The sequence below is a fragment of the Hydrogenophaga sp. IBVHS1 genome (assembly GCF_002127265.1).
GTDB lineage: Bacteria > Pseudomonadota > Gammaproteobacteria > Burkholderiales > Burkholderiaceae_C > Hydrogenophaga.
Genome location: NZ_NFUU01000001.1, coordinates 2,445,173 through 2,470,083, shown reverse-complemented (window position 1 = coordinate 2,470,083; position 24,911 = coordinate 2,445,173). Strand labels below are relative to the sequence as shown.

The following is a 24,911-nucleotide window of genomic DNA, read 5'->3' as shown; positions in this document are numbered from 1 at the left end:
GTGACTTACCACGGCACTGCCCTCATTACTCCGCTTTCATCGAAATCTGGTCGCGGCGTCCCGCCGCTTTCAATCACTTTGGCTCGATCGCCAAGCCAGTACCTGCGACAAGATTCCATCACTTTGCCGGTGAGGGCGTCGACTACCAATCCCGCAGCCATTCCCACCGTCGGATGAAGGTCGATGACCCCATGCGGTTGAAAGACGTTGCCACAGCCGGCCTCCACGATCAAGGCGCCGGCATCTTCAGGCCAGTCCGTCAACTGAAACGTCGGGCGTTCAGCCTCGTCAAAGGCAGGGCGGATGGCTTGCTTTCCGTAAAGAAGAACAGCATGCCCTGCGGCTGCAAAAGCCTCGACCCACGTGCTGACCAACGCGGGTGGTCGAGGCAACCCTACCCGCCAGGCGTCTAGCGCGACCTCTCCGTCGAAATCTATGCCGGCGGTCACAATCAAATCGGTGCCTGCAAGCTTTTCGCGGTCGGAACGAGTCAGATCCTCGAATCGGGTCTGAAAAGCCGATTCAAAGCAGAGATGAGGGTAACGCCTACGCAAGACCAACGATAGCGCGCTGGCCTTGTTCGTCCCAACATGGTCGAGCCCAAGCGGGTGGCGTCCTACGTTTGCCGTCGTGAGACTGTCCGAGTCGACCAAAAGAAGCTCACCCACTCCGGCTTGAGCAAGCAGTAGTGCGACCGCTGCACCAACTGCTCCACAACCGACGAGTGCCACCTTTTTGGTTGTTAGCTCCAAGTAATTGCAATTGTGGTCACGTCCGTGTATCCAAGCCCCGTCGGCACGCGCTACAGGGATGCGCTGAACCGGTCGCGCCGCGAAGGATTTCACTATGTGTTGATACGGTACTCGCGCAATATGACGAAAACCGTTCGACAGGTCCTTTGCCTTTGCACCGTCTAGAACTACGGCAGCAAATCCCGGGCCAGTTGCGGTGGCCACCTCGATCAGCAAGGGAGCAGGTCGCCCGGCTGTGAATACGCAGGGAAGAACTTCTTTTGGTAGCAGCTTGATCAGATCGTGTCCGACCTCGGGATATGCCTCCGGAATCCAAGGGCGAGACAGTCGTAACAAATGGCTCGGAATAACTTCCCTGTCCGAGGGGTTTCGTCCCCGGTTGTGGAGCCATTGCTTGAGACTCTCTTTGTCCTCTCCAAAGACAATCCGGCCCTCTGCGTCAAAGTTGCACACGATCTGTCGGCTCAGCCCATTTGGTTTCAAGATGCTGATGCAGTGTCTTTTCTCCTCCCTGATCGTTGCTCGCTGTTTCCAGTACGCCAAGAACTCCCTTTGGAATTCGTCGACGCACTTTTCCTCCGAAAATGCAAGCAGTTCCTTTGCCGCAACTAGATGGTCCAGCACGCGCTCACCTGGCTCTGTAGCGCATCTAGTCGCGATCAAACAAAGCTTGGTATTGCCTTCGACATGGGGCCAGCGAAAATTGGTGCCAGCCTGAGGCGCGAACACCGTCGGCTGTGAGTTCGGAAAGTGAGAATCTATCGTCACCACAAGATGATCGACGCCGCCAATGCGAAGGGTCTGCGGATCAACTTCGATTCGCCACCCAGCAGCGTTGCCCTTAAAGGGGCGGCTTTCCATATGCGTTTGAGTTAGCCGGCGCCAGCGCCCCGGATATTGGGCCTGGAGGTGCTGTTCGATGTTATCGATCAAGGCAGAACCGTCTGTCTAGCACTCAGCCGAAGCGGCCGCCACCATCGTTGCGGCGAGCCGTCTCTCCGGTGGTCACGGAGATCGCAGGGCCTTGGCCTTTCGGGCCATCACCACTGCTGCCACCATCGCCGCCGTCGTCATCAGGGCGATCGGAAAAAAACTCAGTATCAAAGATCTCGTCCCACGCTTGCCGCACCTCTTTGCGTGTGACGTCGGCCTTATCGAGTTCATCGAGCGTCTTTAGTGCCCCGCTCAGGCAGTCGCGAAAGAAGGTGAGTTTCTTGTCTCCCTCTTCGGCCAAGTTTGAAGTGTTGACTGGATGCTCCAAAGCGGTGGACGACTGCAGCTTCGTATCGATAGCTTTCCACGTGCTCCGCAACGCCAGATCGTCTCTGTTCTCGCTGGATACGAAGTGATCGACGACAAGCTTGGTGATGCAAATGCCGCTGGTCGTCTTCTCCTTCCAATCACTGCGGCGCGCAAACTTCTTGCTCAGCTTCGTCACTCGGCGCATCTGGCTTCCATCGCTCTCGCCTTGGTTGAGCTCGCCGACTTTGGTGTTGAACCAGCGCGTCACTCCACGGGCGTCTGAATTGACCCAGTCGTCGCCACTGGCGAGTTCGAAGTGTTCCGTCTCACCGCCGTTGGCAGCGACGGTCGTAACGACTCTGTACACCGGTACATCGATGTGGTAGCCCGCAGAGTACTCTTGGCGAACGCAGTTCGATCTGACTTCAGCCTCCCGTTTGAAGCGGCCGTCCCACTTTAGCGCGTTGCACACCCTCTGTCGCGCATCCAAGGGTGTCAGAGGTGCGCCGGTCGCGTCTTGAAGATCATCTCTTTGAAAGTACGCCCCGTCGTCAATGTCGTAGTCGTTCTCTGGATCTTGCACCATCGTGCGCATCTGATAAGAGCCTTGCGAAGCTACCTCACGGGGTTGCGGATGGTCGGCCTCGTCCAAGCCGTTCGCCAAGCGTGTGCGGCCATTGTTGCGCCGCTCGCGCATGTCCTTCTGCTGCGCCGATGAAAGCGTAACTTCTTCCTTGTGGAATGCGCTCATTTCGCTGTGGCAATCAATGTCAGTCATGTTGTTCCTTGAAGTGGTTGTCGCTTGAGGGATCGCGTGAAGCGGTGAGGGCGGTGTGAAATGCGGCCATACCCGCGTCGTTCTTGATGGATGCCCAGGCATAGTCAACGTCTGAGATTGCTTGGCGCGCAAGTGCGTTTAGCACTTTGGGACGCGCGTCGTCCATGTTCACCAAGTAGTGGCGAAGATCGTTCGATGGGCACTGAGCTGGAAGACGATACGCAAAGCTTTGACTGCCGCGCAGTTCGGCCATTTTTTTGGAGAGATAGTCATAGCCAACCGCCTGCGCATTTAAGCTGGCGGAGATCGCCTTGAGGCCAACCCCCCATCCCAAGGCTCCACGGTGTGCGCTTGCCGCACTTCCCTCCTCTCCACCTTGAGAGGGCAATGTGCCAAGCATGAAGAGATGGATCGGCCGTTGCTTCTGATTTCGGTCATGGAGAATCTCAATGGCTTCCATCATGCCAATGAGGCCTGGATTGTTCGCCCAGAGTCCCCCGTCGACATAAGTCGCAGAGGCTCCAGCACCGCCAGGTTCCTGCAACCGAGCCATGGAGCGCAGGATTGGCGCGGCGCTCGTTGCCATGCAGATATCAACGAGCAGGCGGTCATTGTCCCGACCGTTGAGGCGCTGAAGGTGCTTTGTCTTGAACACGACTGCTGCATGCCGATTCAGATCAACCGAGGGAACAGCCAGCGCAATGCCTCGTCTTTTGTAGACACTGCCCATCGTTTCGCTTTTGAGGAACGCAGAGAGCGTCGCCCTTAGAGCCTCATTGCCTTGTTTCAGGCCCATGCCAAAGAACGGGACGATCAGGCCTAAATATGGGATTCGCCGCAGACGTTGGTACGGGAAGATCTTTTCACCGAATTCGGCGTACAGCTGTCGAACAAGATTCAGCGGCACACCCGCAGCCAGTGCACACGCGACGATTCCCCCGGTACTCGTTCCGACGATGAGGTCGAACGCGCGGCCCACATCGACTTCTCTTGTCCCGCCATTTGCCGCTTGTATGCGATCAGCAAAGGTTCCTAGATAGGCCGCTTGGTAAGCGCCTCGCATACCTCCACCATCGAGACAAAGCACCCGAAATGGCTCGGATTGAATCTGTTCCATTGCTCATCCCCCTCGATATTTCTTGTTAACTTGCGAATTGGCTTAAGTCGCTTTGGCTGAATGCTCTAACCATTTTTGGATGGCACGCAGTCTTTGTAGCGTCTGGCTCAGAATGCATTGAAAATGGGCTGGGCGGCAGCCTTTGCTGCGGCCCGATTATGAAGTTGTTCTCACTTCGGCTGTAAGTGGCCAAATTCAACGTTGCGCAAGGGTTGAGTTCGGAACTCTCGAAGGTTCCTGCGGATTTTTCATCCGCAAGCCGTGAATGCTTTCGTCGTATTGAGTTAAAGGCTCCCCCGCTCACGAAAAAGGTGAGTCGGGCTTGAGAACCTGGGGACTCTTTGCGGCTGAGGCCGCTGTGCACCGCTAGGACAGCGGCCTTTGTCGTTCATGCTCGCTTTTTTGGCAGCCTGAGCGGGAGGTCGCGAGACCTGCCGGTTCTTCGCAAGGGGTCCCCGGTTCTCAACCCGTTCGGGCTGCCGCCACTCTCAGGTGCGGCAGCTCTTCACAAAACGAACAGGAAAGAAGAGGGGAGTGGCCGCATGATGACCAAGCAACAGAAGCTCGCCGTGTTGATCGACGCCGAGAACGTTTCCCACACGCTGATCCGTTCCATCCTGCTGCGCGCGGCCTGTTATGGCTCGCTCATCGTCAAGCGCGCGTTTGCCGATTGGTCGCGGCCCGGCATGCGGCGCTTCAAGACCGTGCTGCACCACCACGCCATCGAGCCGGTGCATCTCTTCTCCTACACCCCTGGCCTGAACGCGATGGACCTGGTGAACACGGGGCAGTTCGATGGTGTGTGCCTGGTGTCGTCCGACAGCGATCTCACGCCGCTGGCGTTCTGCCTGCGGCGCGAGGGGGTGCGGGTGTATGGCTTTGGATGATTTCATGGCAGCAGCGTGCGAGGCTTCTTTGTTTCATCTCATTGCGATGGAAACAGCTGCTATTGGTCCTGTGTGACACAGCGAACAGAGTTGTCGCACACAAGCGCGCAGGATGGAGTCGTCCCGTTCACTTTCAGGAGACCACCATGGCGAAATGTGAAGCCTGCGGCAACGACTACGACAAGTCGTTCGAAGTTGTCATGCAGGGAAGAACCCATACCTTCGACAGTTTTGAATGCGCGATCTTCGCGCTGGCGCCCGCCTGCACCCGCTGCGGTGTGCGCATCGTCGGCCATGGGTTGGAAAAGGACGGTCAGATGTTCTGTTGCAACCACTGCGCCGAACATATGGGGATCGAGGAGCTGCGCGACCGCGCTTGAGCGGCTTGCAGCACATTTTCATCATCGTCCAGGAGAGAACCATGCAGCTATTGAAAGAAGTGATGAGCCGCGATGTAAAGGTCATCAGCCCCGACACGTCCATCAGAGAGGCCGCGAAGCTGATGCTGGATCAAGGTTTCGGCATGATGCCGGTGGGCGAGAACGATCGCATGATTGGCGCGGTCTCGGATCGCGACATCGTCATTCGTGCCGTGGCCGAAGGCAAGGACTGCGACACCAAAGTTCGCGATGTCATGTCCGAAGGCATTGCCTGGGCGTATGAGAACGACACCGTAGCCAGGGGCGCAAGCATCATGAGTGAGAACCAGATCCGGCGTCTTCCAGTGGTGGATCGAGACAAGAGACTGGTAGGCATCGTTTCGCTGGGTGACTTTGCCGTGGAAGCCGACGACATTGAACCTGCGGCTGACGCACTGGTTGATATTTCCCGCTCCTGAAGCGGATCGGTCAAAGCCGGCGAAGTACGGAGCCTCGTCCGTTTTAATCACGGACAACAACGGAGACTCTGACATGACGCCCACCAATCCCCCGCCACGCCGCTTCTCGATGATTCGCGGCTTTCATCTGGCCGACTTCATCACACTGGGCAATGCCGCCTGCGGCGTGTTGTCGGTTTTCCTGGCAATGATGTACATGGCCAGCGGCTCGCTCACGCACTTTCTGCTGTCGGCCGCCATGACGCCGCTGGCCTTCGTCTTCGACGTCTTCGACGGCAAGGTGGCGCGCTGGCGCCACCAGCATTCGCCGCTGGGCCGCGAGCTCGATTCACTGGCCGACGTCATCTCCTTTGGGGTCGGCCCGGCGGCGCTGGGCTTTGCCGCGGGGCTTCAGGGTGGTTGGGACGTCGCCATCCTTTGCTACTTCGTCTGCTGCGGCGTCAGCCGGTTGGCGCGCTTCAACGTCACCGCCGAACAACTGACCACCGACGCGGGCAAGGTGGCTTACTTTGAAGGCACGCCGATCCCCACCAGCGTGGTCCTCACTGCGGTGCTTTCATGGGCCGCCTGGCAGGGTGCGCTGGGTGCGCAACTGTGGGGCGGAGTGTGGCAACTCGGGCCCTGGCAGCTGCATCCCATGAGCCTGCTGTTCGCGTTGTCGGGCACGGCCATGATCAGCAAGACCCTGCGCATCCCCAAGTTTTGAAGCAGGAAGGATGAACCCCTACACCGCCTGTGCAACGGGCGTCGTCCTGCTGTTGACCCTGATCCCACTGTCGCACAGCAAGGTCTGGTGGGTGCGCACGCTGGACTTTCCGCGTCTGCAGCTGTGTGCGATGACGGCCGCGTTGCTGGTGGTGGATCTGCTCGTGGCGTTCGGCGGGGGGTGGCAGGCCTGGCTGGTGCCTGTGGCCGCGGCGGGATGTCTCGCGTATCACGCGTGGTGGATCATCCCTTACACCCGCTGGTTTCCGCAGGAGGTGAAATCCGCTGCGGCGGCAGACGGTGGCGAAACGCTTCAGGTGCTTGTTTCCAACGTCCTCATGTCCAACCGCAACACCCAGGCTCTGCTGGATCTGGTTCTGAAGCACCGCCCGCATGTGCTGGTAACGCTGGAATCGGACCACCGGTGGCAAGCGCAACTGGACACCCTGAAGGCCGACTACCCCCACACCATCCAGTGCCCACTGGACAACCGTTACGGCATGCATGTGTATGCCCGGTTGCCGCTGGAAGACAGCCACGTGGAATTTCTGTTGGAGCACGACATTCCGTCGATGCGGACCCGCATCCGCATGACCAACGGCCAGGTCGTGCAGGCGCACTTCGTACACCCCGAGCCGCCGGCGCCAACCGAAAAAGACAGCTCAAGACCGCGTGACGCCGAACTGATGACGGTGGCACGGCGCGTGGCTGGCGTGACCGAACCGGTGCTGGTCACCGGGGATCTCAACGACGTGGCGTGGTCGCGCACCACACGCCAGTTTCGCAAGCTGAGCCATTTGCTGGACCCGCGTGTCGGACGCGGGATGTTCAACACGTTCCATGCGGGGCACTGGTTCCTGCGCTGGCCGCTGGACCACATCTTCCACAGCAACCACTTCACGCTGCGCAGCATCAGGCGCTTGCCGTCCATCGGATCGGACCATTTCCCGCTGCTGACCGAACTGGTGCTGCACCCGCGACCGCAGAGCGACCAGGAGGCGCTGGGCGAACACGCCTAGGTGGCTGGCTTACGGTCTTCGCCGTCATCAGCCTCGCCGGATTCTCCCGTCTCGTCGGCTTGATCCTCCAGCGGGTCGCCGGCCTCGGCTTCGTCCACGAACGCCAGGTCAGGGTCTTCTTCGGCATCTGCGTCTGCATCCGCCACACCGGGCGTGAACACGCGATCCACGCCGATGTCCCAGCCGTCCTGCTTGCCGCTGTCGCCGCCCGCGCTGCGGCTTTCGCCGGTGCCGGTGGCATCGCTGGTGGACGTCAGGGCGTCGGGCGGCAACAGGCTGGCGCCGCCCAGTTCGTCGCGGGCCGCCACGTCGGTCGCCAGGCCGGGGTCGCCGCCTTCGCTGTCCTCGATGCCCATCATGTCGCTGCCGCTGTCGGAGGTGTCGCCGGGGCCGAGGGACGCTGTGTCTCGGCCGGCGGGTTCGGCGGGTGCTGGGCTCACGCCCTGAATGCTGCTCTTGGCCATGGTGATTCCTTCCTTGTGTGTGGGTGGGTGCCAGGGTGGGGCAGTTGGCGTGCCCGGTCGCCAGGCACGTGGGCATGACGGCGGTTTTGATGGCTTCTGTTCTCTATCGAACAGTGCGCGCGGCTGCTTCATGTTTTGATACACGAGATAGAGCAACCGTCTTTAAACTACGCCGACGCTGAACGGGAGGACCCACGGTGGACGATGCAACAAGGTGGATCCCTTACTGCGGCGCAGCGCCAGGACCCGAGGTCTGGCTGAGCCGCTGGAATCTTGATCCGGTGCTCGGCGCTGTGTTGCTGCTGCTGGCGCTGGCACTCTGGCGCGCGCCATTGAGTGCCGATCTCACGCCTCAGCGGCGCCAGAGCCTGCGTGGCGCGTGGGTGCTGGCGTTCGTGCTCTTTGTCTCACCGCTGTGCGCGCTGAGTTCGGCTTTCTTCACGGTGCGGGTGGTGCACCACATCGCGCTCGTGCTGGCGGTGGCGCCGATGCTGGCGTTCGGGCTGGAACCCTGGCTCAAACGGTTGCCGGCACGGCTGTGGAGCTGCACGGCCATCGCCGCAGTGGTGTTCTGGGTCTGGCACGCGCCGGCGCCCTACGCGGCCGCGCTGTCGTCGGACTCGATCTACTGGCTGATGCAGTTCACGCTGCTGGCCAGCGCCATGGTTTTCTGGATCGCGGTTCGCAGGAGCGGCCCGGCGGCGGCGATGGGCGCGATTCTGGTCACCACCGTGTTGATGGGCCTGCTGGGCGCTTTGATCACGTTCGCCGGACGGCCGCTGTATCCGCCGCACTTCGCGTCCGCCATCAGCTGGGGCATGGCGCCGCTGGAAGACCAGCAACTCGCCGGCATCATCATGTGGGCTCCGGGCAGCATCGCCTACCTGGCGGTGGCCATGTGGATCGGCTGGCGCTGGCTCGATGCCGAGCGCGCGCGCGCCGCCTTGCGCGCCGACCCGGCATGAACCTGATTGCCGCCATCGAGTGGGCCGAGGGTTACCACCGGCGCGGCCTGTACTCGCCGATTGGCGTCACTTTTCATTGGGTGATGGCGGCGCTGATGATTTTCCAGCTGGCGCATGGGTGGTATCTGGGATGGCAACCGGTGGGTGGCGACAAGTACGTCGGCTACCAGACCCACACGCAGATCGGGCTCACCATCATGCTGCTGGGCACGCTGCGCTTTTTGTGGCACAGCCAGATCACCGGACCCGCGAACGTCGATGAGTCGTCGTTGGCGGGCAAGGCCAGCCGCCTGCTGCAAAACTGGTTCTATTTCAGTTTCTTCGCCTTGCCCATCAGCGGCTGGGTGATGTGGTCCACCTTGCCGAGCGATCTGCCGCTGTCGATTGCCGGTGTGATCCCGTTTCCCAACCTGCCATTCGACCAGTTGTCCGAAGGCCTGCAGTGGCGCCTGATGCAGTGGGCCGCCACGGTCCACTTCTACATTGTGTGGATCACGATGCTCATCATTCCAGGCCATGCCGGGGCCGCCGTGCTGCACTACGTGATCAAGCGAGACCGCGTGTTGCCTTCGATGCTCGACCTCAACGGTCCGGAAGAACCGGGCGTGGTGGGATCCCCGCCAGATAAAGGCTCAGCTGGGTGATCTCCCCACCACTCAGTTCCTGCGCCACCTTCACCATCTCATGATTGCCATCGGTGCGCCGCTTCGACACCTGCCAGTCCTGCAATTGCTGGGCGAGGTAGAGGGCTGGCTGCGCGTTCAGCGGCGGCCCGCTGGCGGTGCCCATGCCTTCCACGCCGTGGCACTGCTGGCATCTGGCGGCGTACAGCGCCGGCGTGGCCGCGCTGATGGCTTGCTCGGTGGCGAGCATCAAAGCCTGCGGCGGCAGGGCGGCGTAGTGGTTGGCCACGCGCACGCGTTCGTTGCTGTCGAGAAAGCGCGCCACGTCGCGCATCACCTCGTGCGGCCGCAAGCCCGTGGCGTAGTCCTGCATCTGCTTTTGCAGGTAGCCCGCCGGCAGGCCGGCCAGGCGCGGCGCGTCGAACCCGTTGCCCTCGCCGCGCACGCCGTGGCAGGTGGCGCAGGCGTAGCGCGCGCCACCTTCGCCGCCACTCATGGCAATGAGCTCGCCGCTGCGGCCAAAGCGGTCGTCGCTGGGGGCCATGCGATCAGTGCATGCCGTCGTCAGGAAGAGGGCGCACACGGTCAGCCACAGGCCGCCGAAGTTCGCGCGCCGGGGTGTGTGGGGCGAAGGGAGTTTGCGCATGGAAACTAGATCATCGCGCATGCCGCGCACCCCAAGTTCACCCAGGGGCAACACCGGCCTCTGGCTGGTGCTGGCCTGCTTCAGCCTGATGGGCTGCGATGGCCCGCCGGACCGCACGCCCACGCTGGGCGACGCCAGCGTCGAAGTCGGTCTGCGGCTCGTCACCGAGAAGGGCTGCGTGGCCTGCCACACCTTTCCCGACGTGAAGTGGCCGCGCGGCGGGCTCGGGCCTTCGCTGCAAGACTTTGCCCGGCAGGGCCTGATCGCCGGGCAGTTGCCGAACCAGCCCGGCGTGTTGATGCAGTTTGTCAGAAACGCCCCCGGGCTCAAGCCCGGGACGGCCATGCCGGCCATCCCCATGACGGACCAGGAAGCCCGCGATGTCACAGCCTACCTCCTCACGCTCCAATCTCGCTGAAGCCCTCAGCGGCTGGCCTCCACCCGTGCTCGATCCGCATGGCCCGTTCTCGAACTCGGTCACCTCGCTCGCCTGGGTGCTCATCGCACTCGTCATGCTGATCTTCGTGCTGGTGTGCGTGGCCATGTGGGTGGCGCTGTACGGCAGCGACGAACTGCGCGCCCGGCTCGGTGGCGTGGGCGTCGTCAAATGGTTCGGGCTGATCGTCCCGGCTGGCGTGCTCTTCCTGTTGCTGGTCGGGGGTCTCACACTGGTCGCCGGCATGACCACCATCAAGGGCGACGAGCTGCGCATGCGTGTGTCCGGCAACATCTACTGGTGGCGCGTTTCCTACCTGGATGCAGCGGGCAAGGAGATGCATGCCGATGCCAACGAACTGCACATTCCGGTGGGCCGCCCGGTGGTGGTCGACATGGTGTCGGAAGACGTGATCCACAGCTTCTGGGTGCCCAAGCTGGGCGGCAAGATGGACATGATTCCCGGCCGCACCAACCGGCTCAAGCTGCAGGCCGACAAGGCCGGCGTGTACGGCGGGCAGTGTGCCGAATTCTGCGGTGGGGCGCATTCTCTGATGGGCTTCATGGTGGTGGCGCATGAGCCCGCCGACTGGCAGCGCTGGAACGAAGCGCGGCTTGCGCGTCAGCGGCCGCAGCCTGCCGCGGCCCCGGCGGCGGTTGCGCTTGCGTCACCCGCCAACGACGAAATAGCGCGCGGCAGAAAACTCTTCGGCGATGCCGGCTGCGCGGCCTGCCACCGCATCGCCGGCACGCCCGCGCAAGGGCTGTCGGGCCCCGACCTCACGCACATCGGTTCGCGGCAGTCGCTCGGCGCGGGCATCCTGCCCAACACCCGTGGCACGCTGATCGGATGGATCGGCGACAGCCAGTCGATCAAGCCCAACAACCGCATGCCCGCCTACCGCTCGCTGGAGGCCGCCGAGCTCAACGCCCTGGCCGCGTACATGGAGTCGTTGAAGTGACGGACCGCGTTGCGCCAGGGGTGGCGGGTGCCGTGGCCGACGCAGCGACCGCACCGTCGGAGACCGGCTTCGACGCGAAACTCTACGAACGTTTTCCGACGAAGGGAAGAAGACCGAAGGGCGAACTCGAGGCCCTGAAGAAGGTCTGGGAAACACCCACAGGTTGGCGAGCGTTCAGCGCCGTCAACAACAACTTCATCGGGTTCCTGTTCATCGTCACGGCCTTCGGCTTCTTTGTCGCCGCCGGTGTGCTGTCGCTGGTGATGCGTGTGCAGCTGGCCGCGCCGCTCGCGGACTTCGTGCCGCAGGAGACCTACAACCAGCTGTTCACCATGCACGGCTCGGTGATGATGTTCCTGTTCGCCGTGCCCGCCGTCGAGGCCATCGCCGTGATGCTGCTGCCGCAGATGATTGCCGCGCGCGACCTGCCGTTCCCTCGGCTCTCGGCGTACTCGTACTGGGCCTACCTCATCGGCGGTGTCGTCTTCTTCTGCTCGATCTTCTTCAGCCTGGCGCCAAACGGCGGGTGGTTCATGTACCCGCCGTTGAGCGACGGGGTCTACTCCAAGGGCATCAACGCCGACTTCTGGCTGCTGGGCATCGGCTTCATCGAGATCAGCGCGATCGCCGGCGCCATCGAGCTCATCGTGGGTGTGCTGCGCACGCGTGCTCCCGGCATGACGCTGCCGAAAATGCCGGTCTACGCCTGGGCGGTGTTGATCTTCGGCGTGATGATCATCCTGGCCTTCCCGGCCATGATCATGGTGACCTTCCTGCTCGAACTCGAGCGCGCCTTCAACTGGCCGCTGTTCGACGCCACGCGCGGTGGCGACCCGCTGCTCTACCAGCACCTGTTCTGGTTCTTCGGCCACCCCGACGTCTACATCATCTTCATCCCGGCCTCGGCCATGGTGTCGGCCATGATCGTCACGGTGGCGCAGAAGCCGCTGGTGGGCCACGAGATCGTGGTGCTGGCCTTGATCGCCACCGGTTTCATCAGCTTCGGGGTGTGGGCTCACCACATGTTCACGGTGGGCCTGCCCGGGTTGTCGGCCGGCTACTTCTCGGCCGCGTCGATGGCGGTGGCCATTCCAGCGGGGGCGCAGGTGTTCGCGTGGATCGCCACGCTCGCCTCGGGCAAGGTGCAGCGCAACGTGCCTTCGCTTTTTCTCGTCGGCGGCATCCTCATCTTCGTCATGGGTGGGCTCACCGGCGTGATGGTCGGCATGGTCGCCTTCGACGGCCAGGCCCATGACACCTACTTCGTCGTCGCGCACTTTCATTACGTGCTGATCGGCAGCATGGTGTTTCCGCTGTTCGCCGGTTTCTACTACTGGATGCCGATGCTCAACGGCCGCCAGTTTTCCGAGCGCTGGGGGCGCTGGGTGTTCTGGCTCAGCTTCGTCGGCGTGCACGTGTGCTTTCTGCCGATGCACCTCACCGGGCTGATGGGCATGCCCCGGCGTGTGGACACCTACCTGCCAGGCCGATCGTTCGACGTGCCCAACCTCATCTCGACCATTGGCGCCTTCATCATGGCGGCCGGGGTGCTGCTGTTTCTGATCGACGCCATTCGCTGCTTCAGCCGCAAGGGCAATGACGACGGCAATGCCCGCAACGTCTACAACGGCGGCACGCTGGAGTGGCTGTCCACCGGCAACTACGCGGTGCGTTCGATCCCGGTCGTCAGTTCCCTCGAGCCCTTGTGGGCCGACGCAAAGCTGCGCCAGGATGTGGAGGCCGGGCGCTACTTCCTGCCAGGCACCGCCACCGGCGAGCGCGAGACGCTGATCACGAGCAGCTCGCGCGCGGAGCCGCAATACGTGCAGATCATGCCGGGGCCTTCCTGGTGGCCGCTGCTGGCGGCTCTCTTCACCGCGGGTTGTTTCCTGCTGCTGACGGTGAAGGCCCTGACACTCAGCGCGGTCTGTGGCGTGCTGGCCGTGGTCTGCATCATGCGTTGGGTCTGGAGCAACGACCGGCACATTCCGCAGAAGCAGGTGGATGCGGGCGGCGGCATCATGCTGCCGACCTATGTGACCGGCCCGCAATCGCACGGCTGGTGGGCCGCGGTGCTGCTGGTCGTGGTGCTGGGGATGATCTACCTCATGGCGCTGTTTGCGTACCTCTACCTGTTTGGGTCGCATCCCGACTGGTGGAAGGTGGCCGCGCCGCGCGGCACGCTGTTGCCAGGCCTGCTGCTGCTCGGTGCATCGGCCGGGCTGGCCTGGGCGGCCCGGCCGTTAATGGCGAGGTACCAGCGCGGCAGCGGGATCAGCGCCGTGGCGATGACGCTGAGCATGGTGTGCCTGGTGGCTGCGCTGGTGTTGGATGGCCTCGACTGGTGGAACGCCGGGCTGCGTGGCGATGCCAGCGGGCAGGGCGCGGCGATCTATGCCATGTTGGCCTGGCACGGCAGCGTCGTGATGGCGGTGGTGCTGGCGGCTTTCTACTACCTCGCGCGCTGGATGCGCGGCCTGGCGCCAGCCCCAGCCAACAAGACCCTGGAGGCGCTGCGCATTCTTTTCATGTTTGCCGCGATCGAAGGCGCCGTCGGCCTGGTGCTGCCGCGCCTGTTGCCGTGGGGTGGACTGTGAAGTCGCGCAAGCAACTGAGCTGGTGGCCGATCGTCGCGGCCTTCGTGATCTGGTTCGTGCACTTCATGGTGATCTGGGCCGCGGTCGAGATCTGGCCGCACCAGAAATTGGCCAACGCCGTGGCCTGGGGCGCCACGGTCATCGCCTTGCTCGCGGTGGGTGCGCACTGGGTGCGGGTCAAGGCCCGGCACGCGGCGGGCGCACTGTCCGACTGGAACTACCAGTTCGCCCTGGGCGCGGTGGCCATTGCCACGGTGGCGATGTTGTTCAGCGTCGTGCCTTCGCTGGTCTTCCTGCCCTGAAGGCAGCGTCAGCGCTGCCGCGAGCCCAGCTTGCGGTACACCGTGGCGCGGCTGATGCCGAGCGCGCGCGCCGCTTCCTTCACATTCCCGCGCGCATCGTCCACCGCCTTGCGGATCAGCGCGGTTTCCATGTCCTTCAGCGGTATGCCATGCGCAGCGCCGTGTGCGGGCACGCCGCCGCGTTCACCGTGGCGGTTCAGTTGCGCCAGCACGCACAGCCGCAGGCCAGACCACAGCGGCACTTCAAACGGTCCACGCTGGGCGCGGGCGGCATCAAACAGCGCTTCCATCGGCACGGCGAAGAGGTCGCTGCAATGGCCGGGCACCATGCCAGGGCCGATGCCCAGCATCTCGGCCGCCGAGCGGTTGAGCGCAGTCACCTGGCCGTCGGCATCCAGGCCCACAAGGCCGTCGCTGTCGTCGCCAATCACGCGGCCGGGCCAGTTCAGGCACAGAAGCAGGCGGTGCGGCCGGCCGAGGGTGAGGGCGTTTTCAATGCTGCGCGCCGATTGCGTCACCAGGTGCTTGAGCGCGGGCTGTTCGATCACGTTCACGCCGGTGAGGTCGAGCATGCCCACGCACTGGCCGTCCGGCCCCCAGATGGGTGCGCCGGCGCAGCTGTACACACTGGTGTCGTCGTAGAAGTGTTCGCCCCGGTGCAGCCACACGGGTTGCAGTTCGGCCAGCGTGGTGCCGATGGCGGTGGTGCCCACGGCGCGTTCAGACAGGTCCACGCCCACGCGGGCAATGTTGGCGGCCAGCGGGTTCTGCCGGTCGACCGGGCCGTTCACGTCGATGACCGTGCCGCGCGCGTCGGTGAGGATGGCGAAGTAGCGCGTGTGCGCCATGGCCCGTGTGAGCGACTGGATGACCGGCGCGGCGGCGCGCAGCAGCGGCTGGTTGGCCTCGATGGCGTGCCGCATGGCGGCGGCGGTCACGGGGTCGAAGGCGATGTGCTGCTGCGGCTGGAAGCCCAGGTCCAGACAACGGCGCCAGGAGCGGTCAACCCAGGGTGCGAGCTGCGGCGCCGGGAACGGCGCACGAGACTCCAGCACCGCCTTGCGCGCCTGCTCAATAAGCGCAAGCCGCTGCTGGTGGGGAACCGTGGGATGGGACTGTGGGGTCACGATCGGCGGTGGGGTGGGGCGAACGCCATTAAAGCAGCGTTTGTGCGCCAGCGCACACGCCTGAGCGGTCTGCTCGGGTAAGGGTTCATCCCTAGCCCGGCCAGCGCCACGACCAGCGGGTTTCTCTTGCCAGGGCGTCCAGATCCTGTGGCGTGTCCAGATCGCGGGTGTAGTGCGGGTTGTCCACGTCCCACAGGTGCACAGACTCGGGGTGCGCGGCGCGCCACTGGCGCAGGCTGGGTTGCAGGGGGTCGATGAGGGCGGCGCGCACATGCGCATCAAACACCACAGGGTGGCCCGGCTGGCCGTGCACGCGCGGCACCTGCACGCGCGCACCGGCGGGGCGCGCATCGAACGCCTCCAGCGCGGCCTGCACGTCGGCGGTGTCAATCAAAGGCTGGTCGGCGAGCAGCACCACCACGCGCTCCACGTCGTGCGCCAGCGCCCGCAAACCGGCGCGCAGCGACGAAGACGTGTCGTCTTCCGGGCGCGGGTTGATGACGCAAAGGGGCGCGAGCGCATCGGGCAGCCGCGCCACATGGGCTTGCACGTCGTGCGCGTGGTGGCCCAGCACCAGCACCAGGTCGTGCCGGGCCTTGCCGCGCAGCGGCTGCACATGCGTGAGCAGCCGCTCCAGCAGCGTTTTGCCGTTGAGCTCGAGCAGGCATTTGGCGATGCCACCCATTCGGCGGCCGGCGCCAGCTGCAAGGATGACGAAGCCGGTTTTCACGGGGTGACGAAACAGGTGGGCGCAGACGGCACGCTGGCTTCCTGCGAGTTCTTGGCACTGGCCACGTCCATGTCGCGGGGCAGCGGTACGCCGTTCTTCACCGCCAGCACCTCGGCCATGATGCTCACCGCAATCTCCGGCGGCGTCTTGCTGCCGATGTAGATGCCGATGGGGCCGCGCAGGCGCGCCAGGCTCTCGGGTGTCTGGTCGAAGTGCTCGATCATGCGGGCGTGGCGCGCTTCGTTGTTGCGGCGTGAGCCGATGGCGCCCACATAGAAAGCTTCGGTCTCCAGCGCTTCCAGCAGCGCCAGGTCGTCCAGCTTGGGATCGTGCGTGAGCGCAATCACGCAGCTGCGGCGGTCCACATGGAATTCGCGCACCACGTCGTCGGGCATCTCGGTGGCCAGTGCCACACCGGGCACCGACCACGCGGTGCGGTATTCCTCGCGCGGGTCGCACACGGTCACGGCGAAACCGCTGAACAGCGCCATGGTCGCCAGATACTCCGTGAGCTGGCCGGCGCCGATCAGCAGCATGCGGTATTCGGGGCCAAAGGTGTTGCTGAGCACCTGGTCATCGTCGATGAGCGAAGCGGGTGCCTGCGCCGCACGCAGCGTCACGCGGCCGGTGGTCAGCTCGGTGCGCCGCTCCATCATCTGCCCGCCCGCCAGTGCCTGCACCAGTGCGGCGAGCGAAGCGGCATCGGGGTTGAATTCCAGCACCAGTTCCAGCGTGCCGCCGCAGGGCAGGCCGAAGCGGTGGGCTTCGTCTGCGCTCACGCCGTACTTCACGCGCTCGGGCGTGCCGTCGGGGATTTCGTGCGTGATGCCGGCGGGCGCTTCACTGCCCTGCACTGCGCCGTGGGCGCGGCTGTAGCGGTAGATCAGGTCGTCTTCAATGCAGCCGCCAGACACCGAGCCCACCACGGCGCCGGTTTCGCACAGCGCCATGATGGAACCGACCGGCCGGGGAGAAGAACCCCACGTGCGCACCACGGTGGCGAGCAACGCGCGGTGGCCCTGTTCGCGCCAGCCCTGAAGGGTGCGCAGCACGGTGACGTCAAGGTTTTCCACGTGACTTTCCTCAGGCCTTGGTGGCCAGGTAGATGACACCGGCAATCACCACCGCAATCGCAGCCCAGGCCCAGGTGGGAATGCCGCCCGAGGCCGGCTGCGCTGGCGCTGGCGCCACCACTGCGCCGGGGGTGGCGGGGTAGCGGCGCTGCAGCTCTTCGTCGAAGCGGCGGAAGAAATCTTCAGCCAGTGATTTTGCCGCACCATCAATCAGGCGCTGCCCGAGCTGGGCGATCTTGCCGCCCACCGACGAATGCACGGTGTAGCTCAGCTCGCAGCCGCCCTCGGTGGGCTTGAGCAGCACGGCAGACTCGCCTTTGCCGAAGCCAGCCACACCGCCCTGGGCGTCGAAACTGAGCTTGTAAGACTCGGGCGGCTTGATGTCGGAGAGCACCACGCGCCCATTGAATCGCGCCGAGACGGGGCCGATCTTGATGGCGGTGGTGACGGCGTAGGTGTTGGCTTCGGTGAGCTCGAATTTCTCGCAACCCGGTATGCAGGTCTTGAGGATTTCCGGGTCGTTGAGGGCTTCCCAGGCCTGTTGTTGGGTAACGCCGAGCGGCCGGCTGCCTTGCATGTCCACGATGAATTCTCCAGTGCGATCGAGATGATGAACGAAATTGGGGGCGTCAGCCGCGCTGCATCAGCGCAGCCATGGACCGGGCGAGGTCTTCGAGGCGGCTCAGGTTGTGCACGGCCAGCATGCCGTGCGCATGGCGGTGCAGCACGCTCGCGCCGCTGGCCAGCGGCGCGTAGCCGTCGAAACGCAACAGCGGGTTCAGCCAGAGCAGTTGCCGCGTGTGGCGGCCCAGCCATTGCAGTTCCTGCTCCAGCACCTCGGGCGCGCCGGTGTCCAGGCCATCGGTGATGAGCAGCACCACGGTGCGCCGGCCCACCAGGCAGCGCGGGTGCCGCTCGCGCAGCTGCGAAAGCGAGGTGCCCAGGCGCGTGCCACCGGCAAAGTCGTCGATGGCGGCGTTGGCCAGTGCCAGCATCTCGTCGGTGTCGCGATGGCGGAAGGCTGAGCGCAGATCAGTGAGGTCGGTGCCGAAGGCGAAGGCCGCGCGCGGCGTGCCGCGCGTGGCCTGGTGCAGAAAGGCCAGCAGCAGGCGGGCGTAGCGCTCCATTGAACCCGAGATGTCGACCAGGATCAGCAGCGGCAGCGGTTGGCGGCGCCGGCTCAGGAGCGGGAGTTCGAGCAGCTCGCCATCGTGGCGGCGGGCCTGCTGCATCGCGCGCGGCCAGTTGGGGCGGTGGCCGCGCGTGCCGGCGCGCTCGCGGCGGGAACGGAACGGCGGCAAGGGCAGGGGGATCTGCCGCACCAGTTGTTCGACCAGGCGAAATTCGCTGGCAGAGAGCTCGGCAAAGTCGGCGTGGCGCAGGCGCTGCTGGTCGCTCGCGGTCATGGCGGCATCGAACTTGATCTCGGTTTCGCCCTGGTTGGGTGTGCGCGCCTTCAGGCCCGCCACGCTCAGCGCTTCCTGCACACGCGCCTTGCGCCGCACGGGATGGGCCTTGGCGGCTTTGGGCAGCATTTGCGAGAGCAGTTGCTGCGCGAGTTCGGGGTTGCGAAAAAACGCTTCGAACATTTCGCCGAACACACCGATGTCCTGCTGGCGGCTGACCAGCACGGCTTCGAGTGCGGCGCGCAGATCGTCCTTGCGTTCCACACCCACGGCCTGCGCCGCGGTAATGGCCAGCGCCATGCGGCTGCTGTCCACCGGCACACCCGCGCGGCGCAGGGCGCGGCCGAAGGCGGTGATGTGGTCGGGGAGTTTGCCGCTTCTAGCGTCACCCAGGATCACGGCACCACCTCAGATCGGTTCAGGTTCGAGCAGCTTGTCGAGCATCGGCAACAACGCAGCCACATCCTCGCGCTGCTTGAACAGAATACCGGCCGTGTCCTGGATCACCTCAGGATCAAGCGTGAGCGTGTCCAGCGCCACCAGGGCTTTCGCCCACTCCACGCTTTCGGCAATGCCGGGGCTGCGCTGGAAAGCGTTGGCAAACGGCTGGCCGCGCAGGCGTGACACGAAGCGTGTGACCTGTTCGGTGAGTTGGGCGCTGGCCTCCGGCACCTGGCTTCGCACAATGGCCAGCTCGCGCTCGCGCTCCGGGTAGTCGAGCCACTGGTAGAGGCAACGGCGCTTCACAGCGTCGTTCAGGTCGCGCGTGCGGTTGCTGGTGAGAATGGTGAGCGGCGCCGCCACGGCTTTGATGGTGCCGAGCTCGGGAATGCTCACCTGGTATTCGCCCAGGTACTCCAGCAGGAAAGCTTCAAAGGGTTCGTCCGCGCGGTCCACTTCGTCGATCAGCAACACCGCGCCGGGTGCTGGCGTTTGCAGCGCCTGCAGCAGCGGGCGGCGGATCAGGTAACGCGCCTGGTACACCTCGCGTTCGATTTCATCGGGCGTGGCCGTGGCCTGCGCGGCGCGCATGTGCAGCAGTTGGGCCGTGTGGTTCCACTCGTAGAGTGCTTCACGCTGTTCCATGCCGTCGTAGCACTGCAGGCGCAGCAGCGGGCGGCCGAGCACTTTGGCCAATGCCTTGGCCAGCTCGGTCTTGCCCACGCCGGGCTCTCCTTCGAGCAGCAGCGGGCGTTGCAGGCGCATGGCGAGAAACACGGCGGTGGCCAGCCGCCGGGGGGCGTGGTAGCCCACGCCTTGCAGGGCATGGGTGAGGCCATCGATGGAGTCGGTTTCGGGCAAACCGCTCATCCGTTCGCCTGCCGCACGGCGGCCTGCGTCTGCACCGTGACCAGGTGCGCGCGGTAGGCGGCGCTGGCGTGCAGGTCGCCGTTCATCTCGCTGGCGTCCACCTTCACATCGGCCACGGCCTCGGGGGTGAAGCTCTTGGCCAAAGCTGCTTCCAGCCCCTTGTGGCGGAACACGCCGTTGCCGGTGCCGGTGACGGCCACGCGCGGGCCACCCGGGGTGAGGGCCACGAAAACGCCCACCAGCGCGAAGCGCGAAGCCGGCTGGCGGAACTTGGCATACGCCGCCTTGGTGGGCACCGGGAAACGGAACGCGGTGATCAGCTCGCCGGGTTCGAGCGCCGTGGTGTACAGGCCCTGGAAAAAATCATCAGCCGCGATCTGGCGCCGGTCGGTCACCACCGTGGCGCCCAGGCCCAGCACCGCGCTGGGGTAGCAGGCGGCGGGATCGTCATTGGCCACCGAGCCGCCGATGGTGCCGCGCGCGCGCACCTGCCGGTCGCCAATGCCATTGGCCAGAGCGGCCAGGCCGGGAATCAGCCGCTTCACATCGGCGTTGTCGGCCACGTCCTGGTGGCAGGTCATGGCACCGATCACCAGCGTCTGGCCCTCGACCTTGACGCCGCGCAGTTCGGCCACACCGCCCAGGTCCACCAGGTTTTCAGGGCGCATGAGGCGCTGCTTCATGGAAGCGATCAGCGTCTGGCCACCGGCCAGGGCCTGCGCGCCACCAGCCGCCAGGCGTTTGGCATCGGCGAGGGTCTTGGGTTGTTCGAGCGTGAATGCGTACATGGTGTGCTCCTTACTTCTTGGCGGCGCGGATGGCTTCCCACACACGGCTCGGGCTGGCGGGCATGTCGAGGTCCTTCACGCCCAGCGGCGCCAGTGCGTCGAGCACCGCATTGATCACGGCGGGCGGTGAGCCAATGGCGCCGGCCTCGCCGCAGCCCTTGGTGCCCAGCGGGTTGGTGGTGCAGGGCGTGCACACCGTACCGAGCCGGAAGTCCGGCACATCGTCGGCGCGCGGCATGGCGTAGTCCATGAACGAGCCGGTGACGAGCTGACCCGTTTCGCGGTCGTACACGCAGTTCTCCAGCAGCGCCTGGCCGATGCCCTGCGTGAGGCCGCCGTGCACCTGGCCCTCCACGATCATCGGGTTGATGATGGTGCCGAAGTCGTCCACCGCGGTGAAGCGGTCGATGCGCACCACGCCGGTGTTCGGGTCCACCTCCACTTCGCAGATGTGGGTGCCGGCGGGGAAGGTGAAGTTGGTCGGGTCGTAGAACGCGGTTTCGTTCAGGCCCGGCTCCAGTTTGTCCAGCGGGTAGTTGTGCGGCACGTAGGCGGTGAGCGCGACCTGGCCGAAGGTGACCTTCTTGTCGGTGCCCTTCACCGTGAACTCGCCGTTGGCGAAGTCCACGTCGGCGTCGCCGGTTTCCATGAGGTGGGCCGCGATCTTCTTGGCCTTGGCTTCGATCTTGTCGAGCGCGCGCATGATGGCCGCGCCGCCCACCGAGATGGAGCGCGAGCCGTACGTGCCCATGCCGAAGGGCACGCGGCCGGTGTCGCCGTGCACGATGTCCACTTGAGACGGGTCAAGCCCCAGGCGCGAAGCCACCACCTGCGCAAACGTGGTTTCGTGCCCCTGGCCGTGGCTGTGCGAACCGGTGAACACGGTCACACTGCCGGTGGGATGCACGCGAACTTCGCCGCATTCGAACAGACCGGCGCGCGCACCGAGCGCGCCCGCCACGTTCGATGGTGCGAGACCACAGGCCTCGATGTAGCTGCTGTAGCCCACGCCGCGCAGCAGGCCCTTGGCCTTGGAGGCCGACTTGCGCTGCTCGAAGGTGGCCATTTCAGCCAGTTCGTTGGCCTTGGCCATACAGGCCGGGAAATCGCCCGTGTCGTACTGCAGCGCCACCGGCGTCTGGTACGGGAACTCGGTGATGAAGTTGCGGCGGCGGATCTCGTCCTGCGAGAGCCCCGTTTCCCACGCGGCGCGGCTCACGATGCGCTCGAGCAGGTAGGTGGCCTCAGGCCGTCCGGCACCCCGGTAGGCGTCCACCGGCGAGGTGTTGGTGAACCAGGCGTCCACCTCCACATACACCTGCGGGGTCTTGTACTGGCCGGCGAGCAGCGTGGCGTACAGGATGGTGGGCACGGCGGTGGAGAAGGTGGAGAGGTAGGCGCCGAGGTTGGCGTCGGTGTGCACCTTGAAGGCGAGGAAGTGGCCGTCCTTGTCGAGCGCCATCTCGGCGTGCGTCACGTGGTCGCGGCCATGGGCGTCGCACAGGAAGGCTTCCGAGCGGTCGCAGTTCCACTTGATCGCGCAGTTGAGCTTCTTGGACGCCCAGGTGAGGCACACGTCTTCGGCATACAGGAAGATCTTGGCGCCGAAGCCGCCACCCACGTCGGGCGCGATCACGCGCACCTTGTGCTCGGGCAGGCCGAGCACAAAAGCCGTCATCAGCAGACGTTCCACGTGCGGATTCTGGTTGGCCACATACAGCGTGTAGTCGTCGCCAGCGCGGTTGTAGGTGGCAATCGCCGCGCGCGGCTCCATCGGGTTGGGCGCGAGCCGGTTGTTGATCAGGTCGATCTTCGTCACATGCGCGGCACCAGCGAACGCGGCGTCCACCTGCCCCTGGTCGCCAATCGCCCACTTGTAGCAGTGGTTATCGGCAGCGGCTTCATGCAGTGCGGGCGCACCCGCCTTTTTGGCGTCGCGCACATCGACCACGGCGGCCAGCGGCTCGTAGTCCACGTCCACCAGCTCGGCGGCGTTCTTCGCGTTTTCCAGCGTGTCGGCCACCACCATGGCCACGTGGTCACCCACGTAGCGCACCTTCTGGAAAGCCAGGATCGGGTGCGGTGGCTCCTTCATCGGCTGGCCGGCGGTGTCGGTGATCAGCCAGCCGCAGGGCAGGCCGGCAATCTTGTCGGCCGCGACGTCGCTGCCGTCGAAGATGCCGATGACACCCGGCGCCTTCAGCGCGGCAGCCTTGTCGATCTTGCGAATGTTGGCGTGGGCGTGCGGCGAGCGCACGAAGATCGCGTGGTGCATGTTGGGCAGCACGATGTCGTCGGTGTACTGGCCCGCGCCGGTGAGGAAGCGGTAGTCTTCCTTGCGCAGCAAGGATTCGCCGATGTGGGGGAGTTTGGAGAAGTCGGATGCACCCATGATGTTTTCTCCTTCAGGCCTTCATGGCGGCAGCACCTTGCTGCACGGCCTTGACGATGTTCTGGTATCCGGTGCAGCGGCACATGTTGCCTTCGAGCTGCTCGCGCACCTCGGTTGCGCTCGCGCCCGGGTTGGACTTGCAAAGGCTCACCGCGCTCATGACCATGCCGGGGGTGCAGAAGCCGCACTGCAGGCCGTGGCACTCCTTGAACGCGTTCTGCATCGGGTGCATGGTGCCGTCGGCACTGGCCAGGCCCTCGATGGTGGTGACCTCGGTGCCGGCCACCTGGGCCAGCAGCACATTGCACGACTTGACCGCTCGGCCGTCGACCATCACGGTGCAGGCGCCGCACTGCGCGGTGTCGCAGCCCACATGGGTGCCGGTGAGCTTGAGTTGTTCTCGAAGGGTCTGCACCAGCAACGTGTGCGGCGCCGCATCGACGGTCACGGCTTTGCCGTTGACCCTGAGTTGAACCTGCATGCTTGTCTCCTGTTTTGAGTGGGGGCGCGACAAGTTGAGCACGCAGGCAAGAGCCCGGATTCCGGGTTAACCCTCAAAACACCCGGCCGGCCGCAATCATTCTCAAATTGAGACTTGACCGCCGCGCGACAGACCCCGGCTACTTCGGCCTGGGGCGCTGCAGGCGGGCTTGCACGGCCTGCAGCCGGCCGGCGCGCAGTTCGGCCACGGCGTGCGCCACGGCCAGCGCCACGTTGCGCGTCTCTTGCTGCATGGCAGCATCCGCGTCCAGTGTGTCGTGGCTGGTGGCGTAGGGCTCGTAGTAGCCGATGTAGCGGTCCAGCCGCGCCTGGTCCCCGGCGTCGATGAAGCCCATCCAGTCCAGCCAGTCAGAAAGCGATCGGCGGGAACCTTCGATGCCGGCCACGTCGCCGTGCACCACCAGGCCATAGGCGCGCCCTTCGAGGTGCTTGGGGTAGTCCCAGCCGGCCATCTCCAGCGCCTTGGCTTTCTCGGGCTTCTTGCCGCCCGTGGAGGTGGGATCGGGGTTGCCGCCGTCGGCGCACACCAGGCGGTCGATCATGAGCTTGAGCGGGCTGGGGCTCTGGTACCAGTACACCGGGGTGACGATGATCACCGCGTGCGCGGCGGTCCAGCGTTCGTAGATTTCCGCCATCCAGTCGTGCGTCTGGTTCAGGGCGTGGTTGGGGTAACAGCTGCAGGGCCAGTGGCACAGCGGCATGGCGGTGGACACGCAGCCTTTGCAGGGGTGAATATGCAGGGCGTATTCGGAAGTGAGCAGGCTCAGATCCAGCACGTCGGGCTCGATCTGCTGCTGCGCCAGCGCTTCGCGGGCGATCTCGGTGAGGCGGAACGATTTGGACACTTCGCCCGGGCAGGTGCCGTCGTTGCGAGCAGAGCCGCACACCAGCAGCACGCGCGAAGTTGTGTCCGGCAGCGCCCAGCGGGTCTGCGCCGCATCGATGCGCTGCCTGGTGGTCACCCATTCCGACGACAGGTCGTAGTCGGGGTCGGCATACCCTGCGCCGGCCTTCTGCGTCACCGGCGCCTTGCGGCCCTCGGTGTAGGCCTCCCAGGCGATGGCTTCAAGCCGCTCGATGCTGGCGTCTTCGGCGCGGAAGGCCGGGTCCATGAACGACGCGCGAAAGCGTTCGGCAAATCGCTGTCGCGACAAAGTTTCTGGCGCCTGGCCTTTTCGTATGCGGATCATCCGGGCTCCGGTGCAGTGGCTGGAGCCACCACTGTGGAATCTGCGCGGGGCGTACGTCTGT

The 24,911-nt window shown here is 64.7% G+C and carries 26 protein-coding genes; 11 read left to right on the top strand and 15 right to left on the bottom strand.

What is annotated here, in order from left to right; translation table 11 throughout:
• Positions 1–5: 5 nt before the first annotated feature.
• Genes CAP37_RS11835 through CAP37_RS11825 form a run of 3 tightly spaced genes read right to left on the bottom strand, consistent with a single transcriptional unit; the run spans position 6 to position 3,889 of the window.
• Positions 6–1,685, bottom strand: coding sequence for a ThiF family adenylyltransferase (locus CAP37_RS11835; protein WP_143435931.1), 1,680 nt, complete (start codon positions 1,683–1,685; stop codon positions 6–8).
• Positions 1,686–1,707: 22 nt separating this feature from the next.
• Entirely contained in the window at positions 1,708–2,772 is a 1,065-nt protein-coding gene (locus CAP37_RS11830; protein WP_086124340.1) for a cyclic GMP-AMP synthase DncV-like nucleotidyltransferase, read from the bottom strand.
• The gene (locus CAP37_RS11825) at positions 2,765–3,889 is read right to left on the bottom strand and encodes a patatin-like phospholipase family protein (protein WP_086124339.1); all 1,125 of its coding nucleotides are present in this window, start codon (positions 3,887–3,889) and stop codon (positions 2,765–2,767) included. Before CAP37_RS11825 ends, CAP37_RS11830 begins: the two co-directional genes overlap by 8 nt.
• 542 nt (positions 3,890–4,431) lie before the next feature.
• On the opposite strand from CAP37_RS11825, the gene CAP37_RS11820 reads away from it, so the two are divergent.
• From CAP37_RS11820 to CAP37_RS11800, 5 genes are all read left to right on the top strand, one after another.
• Positions 4,432–4,776: an NYN domain-containing protein gene (locus tag CAP37_RS11820; RefSeq protein WP_086124338.1), complete on the top strand. Its 345-nt coding sequence runs from the start codon at positions 4,432–4,434 to the stop codon at positions 4,774–4,776.
• Positions 4,777–4,922: 146 nt separating this feature from the next.
• Positions 4,923–5,156, top strand: coding sequence for a hypothetical protein (locus CAP37_RS11815; protein ID WP_086124337.1), 234 nt, complete (start codon positions 4,923–4,925; stop codon positions 5,154–5,156).
• A gap of 41 nt (positions 5,157–5,197) precedes the next feature.
• A complete protein-coding gene (locus tag CAP37_RS11810; protein WP_086124965.1) occupies positions 5,198–5,614 on the top strand; it encodes a CBS domain-containing protein in 417 nt (138 codons plus the stop codon).
• Positions 5,615–5,687: 73 nt separating this feature from the next.
• The gene (locus tag CAP37_RS11805; RefSeq protein ID WP_086124336.1) at positions 5,688–6,320 is read left to right on the top strand and encodes a phosphatidylcholine/phosphatidylserine synthase; all 633 of its coding nucleotides are present in this window, start codon (positions 5,688–5,690) and stop codon (positions 6,318–6,320) included.
• A gap of 10 nt (positions 6,321–6,330) precedes the next feature.
• On the top strand, positions 6,331–7,338 hold the full coding sequence (locus CAP37_RS11800) for an endonuclease/exonuclease/phosphatase family protein (RefSeq protein WP_086124335.1): 1,008 nt from the start codon (positions 6,331–6,333) through the stop codon (positions 7,336–7,338).
• On the opposite strand, the gene CAP37_RS11795 is transcribed toward CAP37_RS11800, so the two are convergent.
• Positions 7,335–7,802, bottom strand: coding sequence for a hypothetical protein (locus CAP37_RS11795; RefSeq protein WP_086124334.1), 468 nt, complete (start codon positions 7,800–7,802; stop codon positions 7,335–7,337). The genes CAP37_RS11800 and CAP37_RS11795 overlap by 4 nt on opposite strands.
• Positions 7,803–7,999: 197 nt before the next feature.
• Here CAP37_RS11795 and CAP37_RS11790 point away from each other — a divergent pair, with 197 nt between their 5' ends.
• Both CAP37_RS11790 and CAP37_RS11785 read left to right on the top strand, forming a co-directional pair.
• Positions 8,000–8,767, top strand: coding sequence for a cytochrome c oxidase assembly protein (locus tag CAP37_RS11790; RefSeq protein ID WP_086124333.1), 768 nt, complete (start codon positions 8,000–8,002; stop codon positions 8,765–8,767).
• A complete protein-coding gene (locus CAP37_RS11785; RefSeq protein WP_086124332.1) occupies positions 8,764–9,411 on the top strand; it encodes a cytochrome b in 648 nt (215 codons plus the stop codon). Before CAP37_RS11790 ends, CAP37_RS11785 begins: the two co-directional genes overlap by 4 nt.
• On the opposite strand, the gene CAP37_RS11780 is transcribed toward CAP37_RS11785, so the two are convergent.
• Complete coding sequence (locus CAP37_RS11780; RefSeq protein WP_179190193.1) at positions 9,350–10,036, bottom strand: c-type cytochrome; 687 nt, start codon at positions 10,034–10,036, stop codon at positions 9,350–9,352. The genes CAP37_RS11785 and CAP37_RS11780 overlap by 62 nt on opposite strands.
• On the opposite strand from CAP37_RS11780, the gene CAP37_RS11775 reads away from it, so the two are divergent.
• Genes CAP37_RS11775 through CAP37_RS11760 form a run of 4 tightly spaced genes read left to right on the top strand, consistent with a single transcriptional unit; the run spans position 10,035 to position 14,332 of the window.
• Positions 10,035–10,454 carry a c-type cytochrome gene (locus CAP37_RS11775; protein ID WP_256926948.1) on the top strand — a complete coding sequence of 140 codons (420 nt, stop codon included), beginning with the start codon at positions 10,035–10,037 and terminating at the stop codon, positions 10,452–10,454. The genes CAP37_RS11780 and CAP37_RS11775 overlap by 2 nt on opposite strands.
• Positions 10,417–11,433 carry a cytochrome c oxidase subunit II gene (locus tag CAP37_RS11770; protein ID WP_086124329.1) on the top strand — a complete coding sequence of 339 codons (1,017 nt, stop codon included), beginning with the start codon at positions 10,417–10,419 and terminating at the stop codon, positions 11,431–11,433. Before CAP37_RS11775 ends, CAP37_RS11770 begins: the two co-directional genes overlap by 38 nt.
• Positions 11,430–14,030, top strand: coding sequence for a cbb3-type cytochrome c oxidase subunit I (locus CAP37_RS11765; protein WP_256926947.1), 2,601 nt, complete (start codon positions 11,430–11,432; stop codon positions 14,028–14,030). The genes CAP37_RS11770 and CAP37_RS11765 overlap by 4 nt, the downstream gene beginning before the upstream one ends.
• A complete protein-coding gene (locus tag CAP37_RS11760; RefSeq protein ID WP_179190192.1) occupies positions 14,015–14,332 on the top strand; it encodes a hypothetical protein in 318 nt (105 codons plus the stop codon). Before CAP37_RS11765 ends, CAP37_RS11760 begins: the two co-directional genes overlap by 16 nt.
• A gap of 8 nt (positions 14,333–14,340) precedes the next feature.
• Here CAP37_RS11760 and CAP37_RS11755 read toward each other — a convergent pair whose 3' ends face one another.
• The 10 genes from CAP37_RS11755 to CAP37_RS11710 all read right to left on the bottom strand — a co-directional run bounded on the left by CAP37_RS11755 (position 14,341) and on the right by CAP37_RS11710 (position 24,850).
• Positions 14,341–15,459, bottom strand: a complete 1,119-nt coding sequence (locus CAP37_RS11755) for a sigma-54-dependent Fis family transcriptional regulator (protein WP_256926946.1) — start codon at positions 15,457–15,459, stop codon at positions 14,341–14,343.
• A gap of 91 nt (positions 15,460–15,550) precedes the next feature.
• Positions 15,551–16,189: an NTP transferase domain-containing protein gene (locus CAP37_RS22015; protein WP_143435929.1), complete on the bottom strand. Its 639-nt coding sequence runs from the start codon at positions 16,187–16,189 to the stop codon at positions 15,551–15,553.
• Entirely contained in the window at positions 16,186–17,262 is a 1,077-nt protein-coding gene (locus tag CAP37_RS11745; protein WP_086124324.1) for an XdhC family protein, read from the bottom strand. Before CAP37_RS11745 ends, CAP37_RS22015 begins: the two co-directional genes overlap by 4 nt.
• A gap of 10 nt (positions 17,263–17,272) precedes the next feature.
• On the bottom strand, positions 17,273–17,845 hold the full coding sequence (locus CAP37_RS11740; RefSeq protein WP_086124323.1) for a CoxG family protein: 573 nt from the start codon (positions 17,843–17,845) through the stop codon (positions 17,273–17,275).
• 46 nt (positions 17,846–17,891) lie between these two features.
• The gene (locus CAP37_RS11735; RefSeq protein ID WP_086124322.1) at positions 17,892–19,067 is read right to left on the bottom strand and encodes a VWA domain-containing protein; all 1,176 of its coding nucleotides are present in this window, start codon (positions 19,065–19,067) and stop codon (positions 17,892–17,894) included.
• A 9-nt stretch (positions 19,068–19,076) separates the two neighbouring features.
• Complete coding sequence (locus CAP37_RS11730) at positions 19,077–19,979, bottom strand: MoxR family ATPase (RefSeq protein WP_086124321.1); 903 nt, start codon at positions 19,977–19,979, stop codon at positions 19,077–19,079.
• Positions 19,976–20,767, bottom strand: a complete 792-nt coding sequence (locus tag CAP37_RS11725; protein ID WP_086124320.1) for a xanthine dehydrogenase family protein subunit M — start codon at positions 20,765–20,767, stop codon at positions 19,976–19,978. Before CAP37_RS11725 ends, CAP37_RS11730 begins: the two co-directional genes overlap by 4 nt.
• Positions 20,768–20,777: 10 nt before the next feature.
• The gene (locus CAP37_RS11720; protein WP_086124319.1) at positions 20,778–23,159 is read right to left on the bottom strand and encodes a xanthine dehydrogenase family protein molybdopterin-binding subunit; all 2,382 of its coding nucleotides are present in this window, start codon (positions 23,157–23,159) and stop codon (positions 20,778–20,780) included.
• A 13-nt stretch (positions 23,160–23,172) separates the two neighbouring features.
• Entirely contained in the window at positions 23,173–23,640 is a 468-nt protein-coding gene (locus tag CAP37_RS11715; RefSeq protein WP_086124318.1) for a (2Fe-2S)-binding protein, read from the bottom strand.
• Between the two features lie 139 nt (positions 23,641–23,779).
• The gene (locus CAP37_RS11710) at positions 23,780–24,850 is read right to left on the bottom strand and encodes a flavodoxin family protein (RefSeq protein ID WP_086124317.1); all 1,071 of its coding nucleotides are present in this window, start codon (positions 24,848–24,850) and stop codon (positions 23,780–23,782) included.
• Positions 24,851–24,911: the final 61 nt, after the last annotated feature.